This is a genomic window from Endozoicomonas sp. (assembly GCF_051008435.1).
In the GTDB taxonomy this organism is placed as follows: Bacteria; Pseudomonadota; Gammaproteobacteria; order Pseudomonadales; family Endozoicomonadaceae; genus Endozoicomonas_A.
In genome coordinates, this window is record NZ_JBPCXO010000488.1 from 1 (window position 1) to 14664 (window position 14664).

General features: G+C 47.4%; 16 protein-coding genes. 7 read left to right on the top strand and 9 right to left on the bottom strand.

The window, feature by feature from the left end:
• Positions 1 to 246: 246 nt before the first annotated feature.
• Positions 247 to 1170: a LysR substrate-binding domain-containing protein gene (locus tag ACR2PX_RS24145; protein ID WP_434001907.1), complete on the bottom strand. Its 924-nt coding sequence runs from the start codon at positions 1168 to 1170 to the stop codon at positions 247 to 249.
• A gap of 92 nt (positions 1171 to 1262) precedes the next feature.
• On the opposite strand from ACR2PX_RS24145, the gene ACR2PX_RS24150 reads away from it, so the two are divergent.
• Positions 1263 to 2195, top strand: a complete 933-nt coding sequence (locus ACR2PX_RS24150; RefSeq protein ID WP_434001908.1) for an N-acetylmuramoyl-L-alanine amidase-like domain-containing protein — start codon at positions 1263 to 1265, stop codon at positions 2193 to 2195.
• Between the two features lies 1 nt (position 2196).
• Here ACR2PX_RS24150 and ACR2PX_RS24155 read toward each other — a convergent pair whose 3' ends face one another.
• From ACR2PX_RS24155 to ACR2PX_RS24165, 3 genes are all read right to left on the bottom strand, one after another.
• On the bottom strand, positions 2197 to 2898 hold the full coding sequence (locus ACR2PX_RS24155; RefSeq protein ID WP_434001909.1) for an aspartate/glutamate racemase family protein: 702 nt from the start codon (positions 2896 to 2898) through the stop codon (positions 2197 to 2199).
• Positions 2899 to 3047: 149 nt separating this feature from the next.
• Positions 3048 to 3929 (bottom strand): 5'/3'-nucleotidase SurE, encoded by an 882-nt coding sequence (gene surE / locus ACR2PX_RS24160; RefSeq protein ID WP_434001910.1) that lies wholly within the window; start codon positions 3927 to 3929, stop codon positions 3048 to 3050.
• A 142-nt stretch (positions 3930 to 4071) separates the two neighbouring features.
• The gene (locus ACR2PX_RS24165; protein WP_434001911.1) at positions 4072 to 5004 is read right to left on the bottom strand and encodes a glutaminase; all 933 of its coding nucleotides are present in this window, start codon (positions 5002 to 5004) and stop codon (positions 4072 to 4074) included.
• A 268-nt stretch (positions 5005 to 5272) separates the two neighbouring features.
• Between ACR2PX_RS24165 and ACR2PX_RS24170 the strand changes: the two genes are divergently transcribed.
• From ACR2PX_RS24170 to ACR2PX_RS24185, 4 genes are all read left to right on the top strand, one after another.
• On the top strand, positions 5273 to 6001 hold the full coding sequence (locus tag ACR2PX_RS24170) for a hypothetical protein (protein ID WP_434001912.1): 729 nt from the start codon (positions 5273 to 5275) through the stop codon (positions 5999 to 6001).
• A gap of 39 nt (positions 6002 to 6040) precedes the next feature.
• Positions 6041 to 6298 carry a YqaE/Pmp3 family membrane protein gene (locus tag ACR2PX_RS24175; RefSeq protein WP_434001913.1) on the top strand — a complete coding sequence of 86 codons (258 nt, stop codon included), beginning with the start codon at positions 6041 to 6043 and terminating at the stop codon, positions 6296 to 6298.
• A 4-nt stretch (positions 6299 to 6302) separates the two neighbouring features.
• The gene (locus tag ACR2PX_RS24180; RefSeq protein ID WP_434001914.1) at positions 6303 to 6962 is read left to right on the top strand and encodes a DUF2959 domain-containing protein; all 660 of its coding nucleotides are present in this window, start codon (positions 6303 to 6305) and stop codon (positions 6960 to 6962) included.
• Between the two features lie 196 nt (positions 6963 to 7158).
• A complete protein-coding gene (locus ACR2PX_RS24185) occupies positions 7159 to 7566 on the top strand; it encodes a hypothetical protein (RefSeq protein ID WP_434001915.1) in 408 nt (135 codons plus the stop codon).
• Between the two features lie 49 nt (positions 7567 to 7615).
• On the opposite strand, the gene ACR2PX_RS24190 is transcribed toward ACR2PX_RS24185, so the two are convergent.
• The 3 genes from ACR2PX_RS24190 to ilvC all read right to left on the bottom strand — a co-directional run bounded on the left by ACR2PX_RS24190 (position 7616) and on the right by ilvC (position 10150).
• The gene (locus ACR2PX_RS24190; RefSeq protein WP_434001916.1) at positions 7616 to 8062 is read right to left on the bottom strand and encodes a MaoC/PaaZ C-terminal domain-containing protein; all 447 of its coding nucleotides are present in this window, start codon (positions 8060 to 8062) and stop codon (positions 7616 to 7618) included.
• Positions 8063 to 8096: 34 nt separating this feature from the next.
• Positions 8097 to 9029 (bottom strand): DMT family transporter, encoded by a 933-nt coding sequence (locus tag ACR2PX_RS24195; protein ID WP_434001917.1) that lies wholly within the window; start codon positions 9027 to 9029, stop codon positions 8097 to 8099.
• Positions 9030 to 9133: 104 nt separating this feature from the next.
• Positions 9134 to 10150, bottom strand: coding sequence for a ketol-acid reductoisomerase (gene ilvC, locus ACR2PX_RS24200; RefSeq protein ID WP_434001918.1), 1017 nt, complete (start codon positions 10148 to 10150; stop codon positions 9134 to 9136).
• Between the two features lie 140 nt (positions 10151 to 10290).
• Here ilvC and ilvY point away from each other — a divergent pair, with 140 nt between their 5' ends.
• Together ilvY and ACR2PX_RS24210 are read left to right on the top strand one after the other, a co-directional pair.
• Positions 10291 to 11154 (top strand): HTH-type transcriptional activator IlvY, encoded by an 864-nt coding sequence (gene ilvY, locus ACR2PX_RS24205; protein ID WP_434001919.1) that lies wholly within the window; start codon positions 10291 to 10293, stop codon positions 11152 to 11154.
• Between the two features lie 233 nt (positions 11155 to 11387).
• Positions 11388 to 12023, top strand: coding sequence for a hypothetical protein (locus ACR2PX_RS24210; protein ID WP_434001920.1), 636 nt, complete (start codon positions 11388 to 11390; stop codon positions 12021 to 12023).
• A 94-nt stretch (positions 12024 to 12117) separates the two neighbouring features.
• On the opposite strand, the gene ilvN is transcribed toward ACR2PX_RS24210, so the two are convergent.
• Together ilvN and ACR2PX_RS24220 are read right to left on the bottom strand one after the other, a co-directional pair.
• Positions 12118 to 12609 (bottom strand): acetolactate synthase small subunit, encoded by a 492-nt coding sequence (gene ilvN, locus ACR2PX_RS24215; RefSeq protein ID WP_434001921.1) that lies wholly within the window; start codon positions 12607 to 12609, stop codon positions 12118 to 12120.
• Entirely contained in the window at positions 12609 to 14330 is a 1722-nt protein-coding gene (locus ACR2PX_RS24220; protein ID WP_434001922.1) for an acetolactate synthase 3 large subunit, read from the bottom strand. The genes ilvN and ACR2PX_RS24220 overlap by 1 nt, the downstream gene beginning before the upstream one ends.
• Positions 14331 to 14664 lie beyond the last annotated feature (334 nt).

Genomic DNA, 14664 nt, shown 5'->3' on the forward strand with positions numbered 1-14664 from the left:
GTCTCAAACCGGACTTTTCCTCGCTACGGTCGGCTAAGTCCGACAGACTCCTAGAACGCTCAAGACTGTCGACTCGTTCTACTGACTCTTCAATAGAGAGTATGCTCGAAAGCATAAGTCCGACAGGCTCCTAGATATGATCAAGCCTGCCAGTCAATCCAGAATACGACAACAAGAGTATGACCGCTTTCGATAGAGATCATCCGATGAACATTTGGCTTAATCTGCAAACCTGAATTTATCGGACTACTGCAGATCAATGTCTGTCAGCTGCCATCCTGCCTGACAGCGCTGGCTTAATTCAGACCATAATCGCTCCGCTCTTGCGTGCAGTCGAACGTTGTTTCGGTAGAGCAGAATCTCGATAGGTCCCGTCCAGCCAGGTCTTGTAGAGAAGGGAACCAGCTGCCCTGATTCCAGCTCATGCTGCACGGAATAATCAGGTAACCAGGCAACGCCTTTCCCTTTAAGAGCCATCTCTTTGAGCAGATTGGTCAGAGACGACTCCATAACCGTTTGAAATCGAACAGGGACATTGGATGCACTCAGCAAACTGTTTACTTTGCGTCCCATAAAGGCATTTGGGCTGTATCTGAGTAAAGGCACTGTTTCAGAGTGAGCATCGGAAAACAGGGATTTTCCTTGTTCATCAGGCAGACAAACCGGCAGCATGCGTGTCAAACCCAACTTCAGGTATTCAAAAGGTGGCTGCATTAAAGCCTCAACATTGAATGCCAGAAGAAAATCACAGTTACCTTCCTGCAGAGCTTCTACCGCCAGGTCAACATCAATACTTTCCACCCGGGTTTGCAGCAGCTGTTCATCTTCGCTCATTTGCTGAATCAATTCGGGCAATAAAGTGACCGATAAGGAGTGGGCTGCCGCGAAATCAATCGCCTGCCCACCCACCACTCCCTGCAACTGCCCTAACCCTTCTTCCATCTGACGAAGCAGATTCCTGGCGGTTGTTCTGAATAACCGGCCTTCCGGGGTTAAATTGATAGGAACTGTCCCCCTGTCTACCAATTCAAAACCCACTGTTTGCTCCAGAGAACGGATTCGACGACCAAAGGCTGGTTGTGTGATATTTCGAAACTCGGCAGCCCGGGAAAAATTTCTCAGCTCGGCCAGTGCCAGAAAATCTTCCAACCACTTACTTTCCAGGTTCATCCTGCTTCTCCCAGACTTCGGTTCAACCGCATTGTGACTTTCTGACGCAACGATTACTGTTCAATGAAATAGAATCAATAATATCCTTAAAAATGCTGACGACCACTCTTTGCAGATCAATAAAATCGATCCGAATCAGGCAAACTCTGACCTACCTGATACTGATACCATTGTGCTTCCTGCCTTTAACCAGCAGACCCGCTCAGACCCAGTTCGTCAATCACGCTCCGCATTACGCCATTCTGGAAAGAACCTTTCTTCTGGCTCGCAAGAAAGACTGGGATCAGCTTCCATTCAATCAGCTGATTATAAAACTTAGCCTGAATTTTGTTGGAAAACCTTACATACCGGGGACTCTGGAACAATCAGGCAGTGAACAGCTGGTGATCAACCTCAAAGCGTTTGATTGCGTTACGCTTATAGAAAATGTGCTGGCATTAGCCGCATTGATCAAGAACGATTCCCTGGATGGTAAAGATCCTGAGGCACTGCGTCAGCAATACAGGAAGTCCTTAACCTCTCTCCGCTATCGGGATGGTGAACTTCAAGGCTATACCAGTCGTTTGCATTATTTCAGTGAATGGCTGTCTGATAACGAAGCAAAAGGTCAGCTTGATCTTATAACTGAGGAGCTGGGTGGCCTTGCGCAGTCTTCACCCATCTATTTTATGAGTGCCAACAAAAGTCTGTTTTCTAAACTCAAACGAAATACTGACCGCCTGCAATCCATCACTGTAATTGAAAAGCGACTGAACCAAAGTCAACGGTTCTATATCCCGCAGGAAGAGATCGAGCTAAGTTCTTCACAAATCCAAGATGGCGATATCATCGCCGCTACCAGTAATATTGCCGGACTGGACGTTGTCCACACAGGTTTTGCCTATTGGGATCAAGGAGCACTGAAATTGATTCATGCTCCCCTCATTGGCAAGGATGTTCAAATCAGTAAGAGACCCCTGCACCAAAGAATTCTGGCAATCAGAAGTCAGAATGGCATCATGGTCGCCAGACCTGTAGAACCCTGAATTAAGCGGCAGCTTTAGCTTCCAGATAGGTATACCAGTCCACACAGGCGCTGGCTAAAAGAGCCGTCGCATCAATGCACTGCTCCGGTTTTGCTTTCGCAACGTCAGCAAGACCGATGGGGATTTCTGTACACCCCAAAATAACAGCCTCAGCTCCCTTACTGAGAAGATCATCAAATACGACTTTCATTCGCTGACTACCCAACTCAAGGCGGCCCGCCTTGATATCATAAATAGCCTGCATCATCAGAGCCTGCATGTCCTGGTCAGGAATCAGACACTCACGACCATCATTTTCTATTTGTTGTTGATACATTACGGCTGAAACAGTAGCGCTGGTTGCCATAACTCCGACTTTGCCGAGCTGATTCTGCCGGATATGTTTCTGCACACAGTCCAGGATACTGATCATTGGAATCTGGGCATGCTTTTGCAACTTATCAAACCAGAAATGAGCTGTATTACAGGGAATAACGACGCATTCAGCACCGCCACGCTCAAGGCTTCTCAAACCTCTCAACAATGCCGGGAAAGGATCTTCCGACCCTTCAAGAATACAGGCACTGCGATCAGGAATCTGAGGGACGTTATGCACCAGCATAGGAAGGTGTTCCTGGTCTCTGCTGGCTGCCGTCAAAGCAATGATTTTCTGCATAAAGTCCACGGTAGCCAGAGGCCCCATTCCACCCAGTACTCCTAACACGACACACCCCGTTTATTCGTGACCGAAAACTCGAAATCAGGGTGCTATGATTGCCATTCAGCAGAGGCTTGTGAAATGCCTAAAGCGAAGCTCTAGTGCCGAAACGGCATGAAGAAGGGAGATGGGCAGATGACTCTGCCCCAATGAGTCTAAGGCTTCAATTCACGAAGATAGGTTGCAACTTTATGCCTTTTAAAAAAGCCGGCGGTGTAATCTCCATCGATAGGAACGACCGTAATGTAGCCTTCATTAAAGCCCACAGTATCAGAGCGTTTCACGTCCTTTTCCGTTTCTTCAGGCAAAGAAAAGCTGGGAGCATACAACTCTGGGGCCACTTCCCTGAAGGCAATATTGAAGAAAGGTACCTGCCCCTGTCTGCTGTTCTGAATGCCTTTGATTTTTTCCAGAGGCAGCGGAGGGTAATTCACATTCAGTGCCAGGCCTTCTGACAGCATACGAGAGTTCTTATCTCTTAACGTCTCAACCAGCCGAACCATGAACTCAGCAATCTGATTGACCATGATGAGATTCTCCTGCGAATGAGGATCTTCTCCGATCACATTGGTGCTGATGGCAATTGCCGGAATGGGATTAGACAAAACATTCAGAGCACTGATGGTTGCACCCACTGTGCCTGACATAGTGGCAGCGGGTCCGAGGTTTGCACCTTCGTTAATGCCGGAAATGATCAGATCAGGCTGGTCATCGGCAGGAAAAATAGCAGTTGTTCCCACCACGACTGTTGTCGCAGGACTACCCGCCACCGAGTAAATATCAGGCTCAACTTCCTTAACCTGAATAGCACTGAACGTCATGGAAGCACTACTGCCGCTGTAATTTTTTGAAGGGGCAACAATTTTGACGTGATGTCCCGCTTCAGAAAAACTTTTGTGCAGAGCTCTTATACCCGGAGTATCGAAACCATCATCATTGGTGATCATGATATCCAGAGGCTCATCCACTACCGGAGTGGCACTGGCGACTGGCAGGACAGCCAGCATAAATACGACACCTAATGCTTTTTTCAGCATTTCTCACTCCTTTTTTATTTTTCTACAGCTTGAGAGCTATTTTTAGTTTCTGTGAGAAGGGGTATATAACGGCAAGATGACAGCCTTATTAAAAGACGGAGTAAGCCAACCGTCCGGAAAGACTGCCACAAAAAAGATAAAATTAAAAAACAGAATGCCCACTCTGTTTTACAAAATATTCCAGCGCTCTCATTCCTGGCAGAGAATTACCCTTGGCTCCCAGCTCCGGACTCCAGACGCAAATAGACATTTTTCCTGGAATGATGGCTACAATGCCGCCCCCAACACCACTTTTGCAGGGCAGACCAACATGAAAAGCAAACTCACCGGCTTCATCATAGGTTCCACAGGTCATCATCAGTGAGTTGATTCTTCGAGCCTGCAATCGGGACACAACCGATTCATTTCTGAACGGATGCCTGCCGTCCTGAGCCAGGAATCGAAAAGCACGGGCAAGATCCAGACAGCTCATGGAGAGAGAACACTGATAGAAATAGAAATCCAGCACTCTGGACACATGATTCTTCAGGTTACCGAAGCTTTTTAAATAGTTAGCTAATGCCGTATTTCTCTGTCCATTATCAAACTCAGAACGAAACACCGATTCGTCATAATGGATATCAATATTATCCGACAGACCACGTACAAAACTTAAAAAGTCCTGCTTTGGCGAACTGACATATTCCAGAAGAGCATCGGCTACAACAATGGCTCCAGCATTGATAAACGGATTTCGGGGAATACCGTTTTCATATTCCAGCTGAGACAATGAATTGAATGAAGTACCTGAAGGCTCAACGCCTACACGTTGAAACAGCTCTTCTCCCATGTGACTGATCGCAAGACTGAGAGAAAACACTTTCGAAATACTCTGGATGGAGAACATTTCACGAGCATCACCGGCTGTAAAATCCTCTCCATCCACCGTACTGACTGCCATTCCAAACCGTTTGGGATCCACTTCGGCCAATGCCGGGATATAGTTTGCCGGCTGCCCCTGGTTAAAGGCATCAGTAATGGCTTCAGGCAGGCAAGCCAGAATACGCTGTAATTCAGAAACCGGTTTGTACTCCATCGGCTCTCAGATGCTCAAGAAAAAAAGGGCAGCAAGCTTACGCCCAGCGACCCACAAAAAACAATGTGAGTAACACTTAACACCAAAAGCAACACTCACCCACCTGTCACCGATTATGTGTATTTGTTATCACTCCAAACAGAAAGCCTGCCCGGAGGCTGGCACAAGGACGGCTGAATACCTTCTTCAATATAAGAATTTACTTATTGGAATCATCCACTTATAACGAGAGACTATATACTTCCCATTACCAATCGAATTGATCGCTATGAAAAGAATTACAATGATTGTGGCCATGAAGCAGGAAGCAGCGCCACTCATTGAAAAACTGGGTCTGGCTGAAACAAGCGACACCAATCCGCTACTGCCCTGCAAAACCTTTGCGGGTGAGTACAAGAACCTGAGCATCAATTTGGTTACCAATGGTTCCGACTCTGTTCACGGTGTAGAAAATGTAGGTACCCAGCCTGCCACTCTGGCAGCGTATGAAGCATTTCGCCTCTTCTCACCCGATCTGGTCATCAATGCCGGAACCTGCGGTGGTTTTTCCGACAAAGGCTGCAAAATTGGTGACGTTTATATTGGTGAACGCATCCGCTTCTTTGACCGTCGTATACCTATGGGTGACCACTACGAAGCTTATGGAGATGGTAATTACCAATGCAAAGTAGCGGTTAATCTGGCCCAAAAACTGGATTTACCCACCTCCATTGTTTGTACTGGCAACTCCCTTGATATGAGTCCGACCGATGAAGCCATTCTGCGTCAGGAGCCCATGGTTAACAAAGAGATGGAAGCGGCAGCCATTGCCTGGGTAGCCTCCCATTACCAAATTCCTCTGGTTGCAGTAAAATCAGTAACAGACCTGATGGACAGTGAGCATGGCACTGCAGACGAATTTGCTTCTAACCTTGCCCTGGCCTCTAAAAACCTTCAGGAAGAAGTGCTAAGACTGCTTGATTTACTTGCCCTGCAACCCATTACCGCAGCGGCATAAGCACTGGCACATCGGTATAAGTTAAAACAAAAAATCATTATGGATGCAGCCTCTCTGATCAGAAGGCTGCAGCTAAAGCAAGCACAGGGAGACAACATGCGTTATTTTCTGGCGATATTACTGCCACCCATAGCCGTTCTTTTATGTGGCAAACCCGGTCAGATGATTCTTAATATTATTCTGACCCTGCTGGGCTGGATTCCCGGAATCATTCATGCGCTGTTTGTTGTCAACAGTCACCTGGCAGACCAGCGAAATAAAGATGTGATCAAAGCCATCAAAAGCCAGGAAGATTGATACCATGCCTTCAGTATTCCGAGCAGGTACCCCAGCACTGCTGCTTATTTTTTCTGTCTTTCTAACTGGCTGTCAGAGCACCTATTACAGTGCCATGGAACAGGTAGGTATCCACAAGCGCGATATCATGGTGGATCGAATCGAGAGTTCTCAGGTCGCTCAGGAAGAAGCCCAGGAACAATTCAGTTCCGCACTGGAACAGTTCCGCAGTGTCGTTAATTTCAATGGCGGAGATTTAGAAGCACTGTATGATCAGCTGAATGCTGAATACGAAGACAGTGTGACTTCTGCAGCTGAAGTTCGTGATCGTATTCAAGGCGTTAAAGATGTCTCTGAAGCACTCTTTGATGAGTGGGAAGACGAACTGGAGCTTTATTCCAGTGCCAGCCTTCGCCGTTCAAGCCAGCAGAAACTGAATGATACTCGCCGCCAGTACAAAAGAATGCTGGCCAGCATGGAACAATCAGAAAAGCGTATGCAACCGGTGCTGAACGCCTTCCAGGATCAGGTGCTCTATCTGAAACATAACCTCAATGCCCGGGCTATCTCAGCTCTGAAAGGGGAATTTGGTTCCATTAAATCGGATATTGATCGCCTGCTCCGTGATATGCAGCGATCCATTGATGAATCCCGAAAATTTGTTGCTACGTTGAAACAGCAGTAACAACCAGTGCTGCCTGAGCAAGATATTACTGATTCGGGCAGCCTCTTCCTTCCCTGTAAGTACCGCTAAACAGCTTGTCAGTACGCCTAACCAACTCTCACAACCCTTGTTCTTAATGGAACACTTCTGCTCCACGATTGTCCAAACCTACAGTCTCTAAATCGAAACTGTATCCATTAAATATGAGGACATGACAATGAAACTGAAAACTACCATAGGCCTACTCTGCGCTTTGCTGGTATCGATTGCCAATGCGGAAGACCTCAACAAATACACAGCTAAGTGTAATTCCGTTATATTCCAGCTGGGTTACCTCCCAGGCACTTATTTCGGTTACGATTCTGCATCTTATTCTTCCTGGGAAAAGACCAAAGTGAATCAACCATCCAACTTCCGGGATATGAACACTGAATTAGTCAATTACAATAACCGCAACTCCACCAACTCTAAGAATCATATTACCCAGAGAGGGGATACTTACACATGGGGCAATGGCTGCTCCTACAGAGTTGTTGGGAATAACAGAGCGATTTTCAAGAATGGAATTGAATGCCATATTGAAAAGCCCGAAGGCCTGTCAGAGCTAAAGTGTGAAGTAAAATAACTGGAAACTTAATAAGGGCTGAATCAATGAATTATTCAGCCCTTATTAGTTATTCTGGCCTTCTAAACACCATATTGGTGAACTTGTAAGTAGCCACTACTTCTTCATTTTGATTGGTGACTGTCATCTGGGTCACAACAATGCCTCTGTCTGGCTTACTCTTGGACACCCTCTTATCCACAATTTCACTTTTGCAACGCAAAACATCCCCCACCATGACAGGCTTGGGAAATCGCAGCTCGTCCCACCCCAAGCCGGCAATCATGGCTATTCCTTCTTCGATCATGCTGTGCCCCAGTCGTGTTCCGATAGCCACAGTATGAAGACTGGAGGCAAACAGCCCTCCCATAGGCGAGGCCTTGGCAACTTCTTCATCCAGGTGAAACGGCATAGGGTCCCATTGACCGGCAAACGCCTTGATTTCCTCTGCTGTCACTTCATGCGTCTGTTCACTGATTTTGCTGTCGTGTAACGCCAAATCTTCGTAATACATCATTTTTAGTATTCCTATTCATGTATTTGCAGGGAGTCTAACCTGGACTTTCTGACGAAGAATACTTCCTGTTAGCTATCCAAAGTCCTGTAAAAATAAGGCCTGCTGCTATCAGATGATACTGATGGAGTGTCTCTCCAAGAATGGGGATCGCAAACATGGCAGAAAAAACAGGAATCAGAAAATTGAACATGGCGGCTGTGTTAGCCCCCAGAACAGAGACTCCGAAATTCCATGAAATATAGGCGACCAATGAGGCAATTAGTACCACGTAACTGATCAGATAGATGGCTTTCATACTCACTGTAAAGCCTCCTCGAATCGAAAACTCCCAGAGGTAAAACGGAAAAAGGATCATCACTCCGATCCCAACCAGTGTGGTCAGCAACTGAGCCCCGGATATGGGCAGTTCAAACCGTTTGAGCAGCACTGTATAAAAACCCCAGCAACAGGTAGCTACTAACATGATCATGTCACCTCTGCCGAAATTCAGACTGGCCAGTGATGACCACTCGCCTTTACTGAAAATCGTTAGCAACCCCGGGATGGCAATCCCCATACCAAACAACTGTCTTTTCTTTGGAAAAATATTCAACAGAGGTACAGCGAGAATCATAGTGATGACTGGCAGGGCTATTTGTATCAGAGCCAGGTTCACCGCCTGAGTTGATTGAGCCGCGATATATAGCAATGTGTTAAAACAGGCAATACTGAAGAACCCCAGGGCAATCAATGGGTATCGACTTTGAAAAATCGCCTTTCTCTGCTTAATCAGCTTCTTGCCAGTAAACGAAAACAGGATCAGGAAAGCCAGAGTCCATCGCCAGAATGACAACGCGACGGGAGGAATATCTCCCACACTCATCCGACCTGCAACACTGTTCCCACCCCAACAGAGAGTGGCTAACACCAACCCCAATATTGCAAGGATGTGAGGCCGGGCCTTCAGATAGGCGATCTTTTTTCTCAAAGTACTGCTCCAGAGGGCTACGAAAAAAAACGGGACATCTCTTCATATTCACAAAAACAAAAAAGGCGCACAAGGCGCCTTTTTTTGATTGATTGTTTTAACAATCAGTTCTTCTCTTTATCTACCAGCTGGTTCTCAGTGATCCAGGGCATCATTTCACGCAGCTTGGCACCTGTCTGTTCGATCGGGTGAGCAGCGTTGTTACGACGGTAAGCAGTCATAGATGGATAGTTCATTGCGCCTTCAGTGATGAACTTCTTGGCGTACTCACCGTTCTGGATATCCTTCAGAGCTTCACGCATAGCCTTGCGAGACTCATCGTTGATCACTCTTGGACCGGTCACGTACTCACCATACTCCGCATTGTTGGAGATGGAGTAGTTCATGTTGGCGATACCGCCTTCATACATCAGGTCTACGATCAGCTTCAGCTCATGCAGACATTCGAAGTAAGCCATTTCCGGGGCATAGCCCGCTTCGGTCAGAGTTTCAAAACCGGCTTTAACCAGTTCTACAGCACCACCGCACAGTACAGCCTGCTCACCGAACAGATCGGTTTCGGTCTCATCTTTAAAGGTTGTTTCGATGATACCGGTGCGACCGCCACCTACGCCAGAAGCGTAAGACAGAGCCAAGTCTTTAGCCTTGCCGGTAGCGTCCTGATAGATTGCAACCAGATCAGGAATACCGCCACCTTTAACAAACTCGGAGCGAACAGTGTGACCAGGTGCCTTAGGGGCAATCATGATTACGTCCAGGTCAGCACGAGGAACCACCTGATTGTAATGAATAGCGAAACCGTGAGCAAAAGCCAGTGTGGCACCCTGCTTGAGGTTAGGCTCAATTTCACCCTTGTAAAGCTGAGACTGGAACTCGTCTGGGGTCAGGATCATGACAACGTCAGCCTGAGCTACTGCAGAAGGTACGTCCAGTACATTCAGACCAACAGATTCTGCTTTAGCTACAGAGGCAGAGTTTTTACGCAGACCAATGGTGACATCCACACCGGAGTCTTTCAGGTTGTTGGCATGGGCATGCCCCTGAGAACCGTAACCGATGATGGATACTTTCTTGCCACGGATGATGGAGAGATCACAGTCTTTATCGTAATAAACTTTCATGACGGATTCCTGAGTAAAACGCCCCGGATTATTTGTTTTTGTCCGGGCTGAAAACGTTGATGTGGAGAATAAAGCAGGCAGGTTATTTCGTAAAATGATATATTTGCAACATAACGTTTCATAATACGAAATAAACACTTATGGATCTGAAACCACTGAAGCATTTCCTGAGTCTGGCTGAAACACTCCACTTTGGCCGCGCCAGCGCTGCCTGCCATGTCAGCCCATCCACCCTGAGCCGCAGCATTCAGCATCTGGAAGATAAGCTGGGGGTGAGCCTGTTTGAGCGGGATAACCGCAGTGTCAGCTTGACTGCAGAAGGTATTAAATTTGAGAAATATGCCCGGGAAGCTTTGGTTCAGTGGTCCGCGATTCGGAATGAACTGATAGCTGAATCCAAGGAACTGAAAGGTGAGATCAGTGTTTATTGCTCCGTCACAGCCAGCTACAGCTTTCTCTATGACATTCTCAGGCGCTTTCGCCACCGCTATCCGAGAATTGAAATCAAACTGCATACCGGAGACCCTGATTCAGCCATCGATCTGGTTACCTCCGGAAAAGAAGACATTGCTATTTCCGCCCGACCAGATCAATTACCCACCGAAATCAAATTCCACAGTATCGGGCTCTCACCTCTGGTCTTCATAGGACCGGCTTCCGGAGAGATAGAAACACCTCTCACCCTGGAAGACTGGAGCCAAACGCCCATGATCCTTTCTGAGAAAGGGATCGGTAGGCTGCGTGTGGATCGATGGTTTTCGGCAAAAAGTATAAAACCCAGAATTTATGCCCAGGTTGCAGGCAATGAAGCCATTGTCAGCATGGTCAGCCTTGGACTCGGTATTGGAGTGGTGCCACAGATCGTTCTTGATAACAGTCCATTGTCTGACAAAGTGATGATTCTTGATATCAAACCCTGGCTGGCGGCTTATGATGTGGGCTTATGTGTTTTGGATAAAAAGCTGAAGAGCCCCTTAATTCAGGCTTTCTGGGAGCTGTTGTAACAACAGAACGATGAAAACGATGCTCTCTACTGTTAAGTGAATAATATTTTGATTACATCCGGCTATTCTGAAGGCCATTAACTCAATTCGGTTAATGACCCCTTCCCCTTGTTAATTAAGGGTATTCAGAAGTGTTTCCCAAATTCTTTTTTTATGCAGCGCTCGTCTGCGTTCTATTTGCTGCTTTACCTGTTCGGTCGGACCTGGAAAGCCTTATCACTTATATTGACAGCATGCTTGTACAAGGTGAAAAAGTCCTGATCATGACTGTCGATATGAGTTATGAAAACCTTTATTCAGCATCAGCTCTTCCACGCTTTGCCTTGAACGAAAAAGAAGAGAGTATTCGAGCCAATGTCCGCTTATTGAAAGAATTTTCGGGTGATGAAGACGTATTGTTCTTAAATGTGCAGTTAAAACCTTCTTCTGATGATCAACCCAAATTACTTCTGGCTGCTTTGGAAGACTTGGCTAAAAACCAATTCAAGACTTTTTATTATCGAAATCTGGTTCAAACCACTGAAGCGGAAAATCCTGAAGACTTTGTCATCATTCACTCCGCTGATGAATACCTTGCATGGATTGAAGGTGATTTAACCAACCTTTTAAAACTTCATGAACTGAACAATGTAGCCATTGTCGGATACGACTCAGAAGACGCCGTTAAACAACTGGCTGAATCGGCTGCCATGGAAGATCGAAGAGTGATTGTCGACCCTGACCTCAATGTTTTAACACCCAGAGTCATGAGTCAAACCCGAGAAACTGTCCGCAAAAAAAATCTGGATAGCTGGGATGAACTCATCAAGAAGTATCCGGAGAATATAGTGCGAATCAAGGAGGGAAAAGAGCCTATTTGCAGGCTGTAAAAAGCAGGGACCAGGATAACATAACCTTGTCCCCTCCTGTTAAAGAAGGGGGTCATGACACTGCCCAGTAAGCGATTTACTGAGCAGTCAGTGATTAAAGGCTCAACACCTTCTCACCACGGGCAATGCCCGTAATACCGCTACGAACCACTTCCAGCACCTGGGCCTGACCAATGGCTTCGATAAAGCCATCGAGTTTGTCCTGAGTACCGGTCAGCTGAACGGTGTAAACCGAACTGGTTACATCCACAATCTGACCCCGGAAGATATCCGCTGTACGTTTTACTTCAGCTCGCAGAGGGCCGCTTGCACGGACCTTGATCAGCATCAGCTCACGCTCAACATGATACCCTTCCGTCAAATCCACCAGCTTGACCACATCAATCAGCTTGTTCAGCTGCTTGGTGATCTGTTCAATCACCTGCGGATTACCGGAAGTGGTCACTGTCAGACGAGACAGGGTTGCATCTTCCGTAGGTGCAACGGTCAGGGTTTCGATGTTGTAGTTACGCTGGGAAAACAGCCCGACAATACGAGACAGAGCACCCGGTTCGTTTTCTACCAGTACAGAGATAATCCGTCTCATCAGGTTCTCTCCGTCTTGCTGAGCCACAGGTCACACATGTTGCCATCCTTGATTTGCATCGGATACACATGCTCGTTGGCGTCCACCTGAATATCCATGAAGACCAACCGGTCTTTCAGGGAGAAAGCTTCTTCCATGGCTGGAAGCAGTTCATCAGGGTGGGTCACTCTTATTCCCACATGGCCATAAGATTCTGCCAGCTTGACGAAGTCGGGCAGAGATTCCATATAGGAATGGGAATAGCGGCTGTCGTACTGCATATCCTGCCACTGTCTTACCATACCCAGAGCCTGATTATTGATGTTGATCACTTTCAGGTGCAAATCGTATTGCAGGCAGGTGGACAGTTCCTGAATATTCATCTGGATACTGCCTTCACCCGTCACGCAGGCAACCTGCTCATCCGGGAAGGACAGTTTGATACCCATGGCTGCTGGCAAACCAAAACCCATGGTTCCAAGACCACCGGAGCTAATCCAGCGATTCGGTTTGTTAAAGCGATAATGCTGGGCCGCAAACATCTGGTGCTGACCTACATCAGAGGTCACAAAGGCATCACCTTTGGTAACCTGATACAGGGATTCGATCACCTGTTGTGGCTTGAGAATGTTGCCTTCACCTTTTTCATAAGGGAACAGGCCACGATCTCTCCAGGAGTCGATGCTCGCCCACCACTCGGCCATCGCAGCATCATCCTGGGTACCAGGGTATTCGCTGAGCTGGCGGAGCATATTTTCCAGGACAGTATCAACAGGTCCCACAATAGGAATGTCTGCCGTCACTGTTTTGGAAATACTGGCCGGATCAATATCAATATGAATGATCTTGGCATCCGGGCAGAACTTTTCGGTGTTGTTGGTTACCCTGTCATCAAACCGGGCACCCACCGCAAGAATCAGATCCGAGTGATGCATAGCCTTGTTGGCGCAATAGCTGCCATGCATGCCCAGCATCCCAACGAACTGTCGATCAGATCCCGGAAAACCACCCAGACCATTCAGGGTATTGGTAACCGGTGCATTCAGCTTTCTGGACAATTCGGTCAGCAATTCGGAAGCCTGGCCCAGAACGACACCACCACCGGCATATATAACCGGTCTGCGAGCCTTCATCAGCAGATCAACCGCTTTACGTATCTGTCCGTTATGCCCCTTGGCTGGCGGGCTATAAGAACGGATTTTGACCTTTTCAGGATATTGGTATTCGAATTTCTTGGACAGGTCAGTGATATCTTTAGGAATATCCACCACAACCGGTCCGGGTCGTCCGGTCTGGGCGATATGAAACGCCTTACGGATAACCTCAGGAATATCTTCAGCTTTCTTGACCAGGAAACTGTGCTTAACGATAGGTCTGGAAATACCCACCATATCCACTTCCTGGAACATGTCTGTCCCGATAAAGCCGGAAGGCACCTGGCCTGAAATCACCACCATGGGAATAGAATCCATGTAGGCGGTGGCAATACCGGTAATCGTATTGGTGGCTCCTGGTCCTGATGTCACCAGTGCTACACCAGGCTTACCTGTAGCCCGTGCATAACCATCAGCCATATGGGTCGCCGCTTGTTCATGGCGTACCAGAATATGGGTGACCGCTTTTTGTCTGAAGATCGCATCGTAGACGTGCAACAGGGCTCCACCAGGATACCCATAGATGTACTCTACCCCTTCATCAGCCAGTGAACGGACTACCATGTCCGCGCCGGATAAAAGCTCCACGTGTGCTTACCCTCGGCAGTACTAATTATTAGAAATGAATCGGCTTGGCGCCGCTGAGTTAATGCTCATGACCAGCTCATGCTGTCTGAGCGGTTAGGGACTCCGGCCTCTCTTTTTTCACAGCTTTATGGCTACCAGAGCAATAAACGCTGTATTCAAGGCCTCAACATTCCTGTGTGGGTAGGGTCAGGAATCTGGCAAATGATACCTGGCAAGGCTCATTTGTCAGCATTCCAAGGAATGCTCTCATCGGAGGTATGGATATGCCCCCGGATTGTCGCATAAACCCCGAAGTCACCTGATTGGGCAGCGCCGGGAGGTGACATTCTTGACT

What these genes read in the sequence shown, in the direction of transcription:
- ACR2PX_RS24145 (WP_434001907.1), bottom strand. Translation starts at nt 1,170, where the DNA reads ATGAACCTGGAAAGTAAGTGGTTGGAAGATTTTCTGGCACTGGCCGAG.
- ACR2PX_RS24150 (WP_434001908.1), top strand. Translation starts at nt 1,263, where the DNA reads ATGCTGACGACCACTCTTTGCAGATCAATAAAATCGATCCGAATCAGG.
- surE (WP_434001910.1), bottom strand. Translation starts at nt 3,929, where the DNA reads ATGCTGAAAAAAGCATTAGGTGTCGTATTTATGCTGGCTGTCCTGCCA.
- ACR2PX_RS24165 (WP_434001911.1), bottom strand. Translation starts at nt 5,004, where the DNA reads ATGGAGTACAAACCGGTTTCTGAATTACAGCGTATTCTGGCTTGCCTG.
- ACR2PX_RS24170 (WP_434001912.1), top strand. Translation starts at nt 5,273, where the DNA reads ATGAAAAGAATTACAATGATTGTGGCCATGAAGCAGGAAGCAGCGCCA.
- ACR2PX_RS24175 (WP_434001913.1), top strand. Translation starts at nt 6,041, where the DNA reads ATGGATGCAGCCTCTCTGATCAGAAGGCTGCAGCTAAAGCAAGCACAG.
- ACR2PX_RS24180 (WP_434001914.1), top strand. Translation starts at nt 6,303, where the DNA reads ATGCCTTCAGTATTCCGAGCAGGTACCCCAGCACTGCTGCTTATTTTT.
- ACR2PX_RS24185 (WP_434001915.1), top strand. Translation starts at nt 7,159, where the DNA reads ATGAAACTGAAAACTACCATAGGCCTACTCTGCGCTTTGCTGGTATCG.
- ACR2PX_RS24190 (WP_434001916.1), bottom strand. Translation starts at nt 8,062, where the DNA reads ATGATGTATTACGAAGATTTGGCGTTACACGACAGCAAAATCAGTGAA.
- ilvC (WP_434001918.1), bottom strand. Translation starts at nt 10,150, where the DNA reads ATGAAAGTTTATTACGATAAAGACTGTGATCTCTCCATCATCCGTGGC.
- ilvY (WP_434001919.1), top strand. Translation starts at nt 10,291, where the DNA reads ATGGATCTGAAACCACTGAAGCATTTCCTGAGTCTGGCTGAAACACTC.
- ACR2PX_RS24210 (WP_434001920.1), top strand. Translation starts at nt 11,388, where the DNA reads ATGCTTGTACAAGGTGAAAAAGTCCTGATCATGACTGTCGATATGAGT.
- ilvN (WP_434001921.1), bottom strand. Translation starts at nt 12,609, where the DNA reads ATGAGACGGATTATCTCTGTACTGGTAGAAAACGAACCGGGTGCTCTG.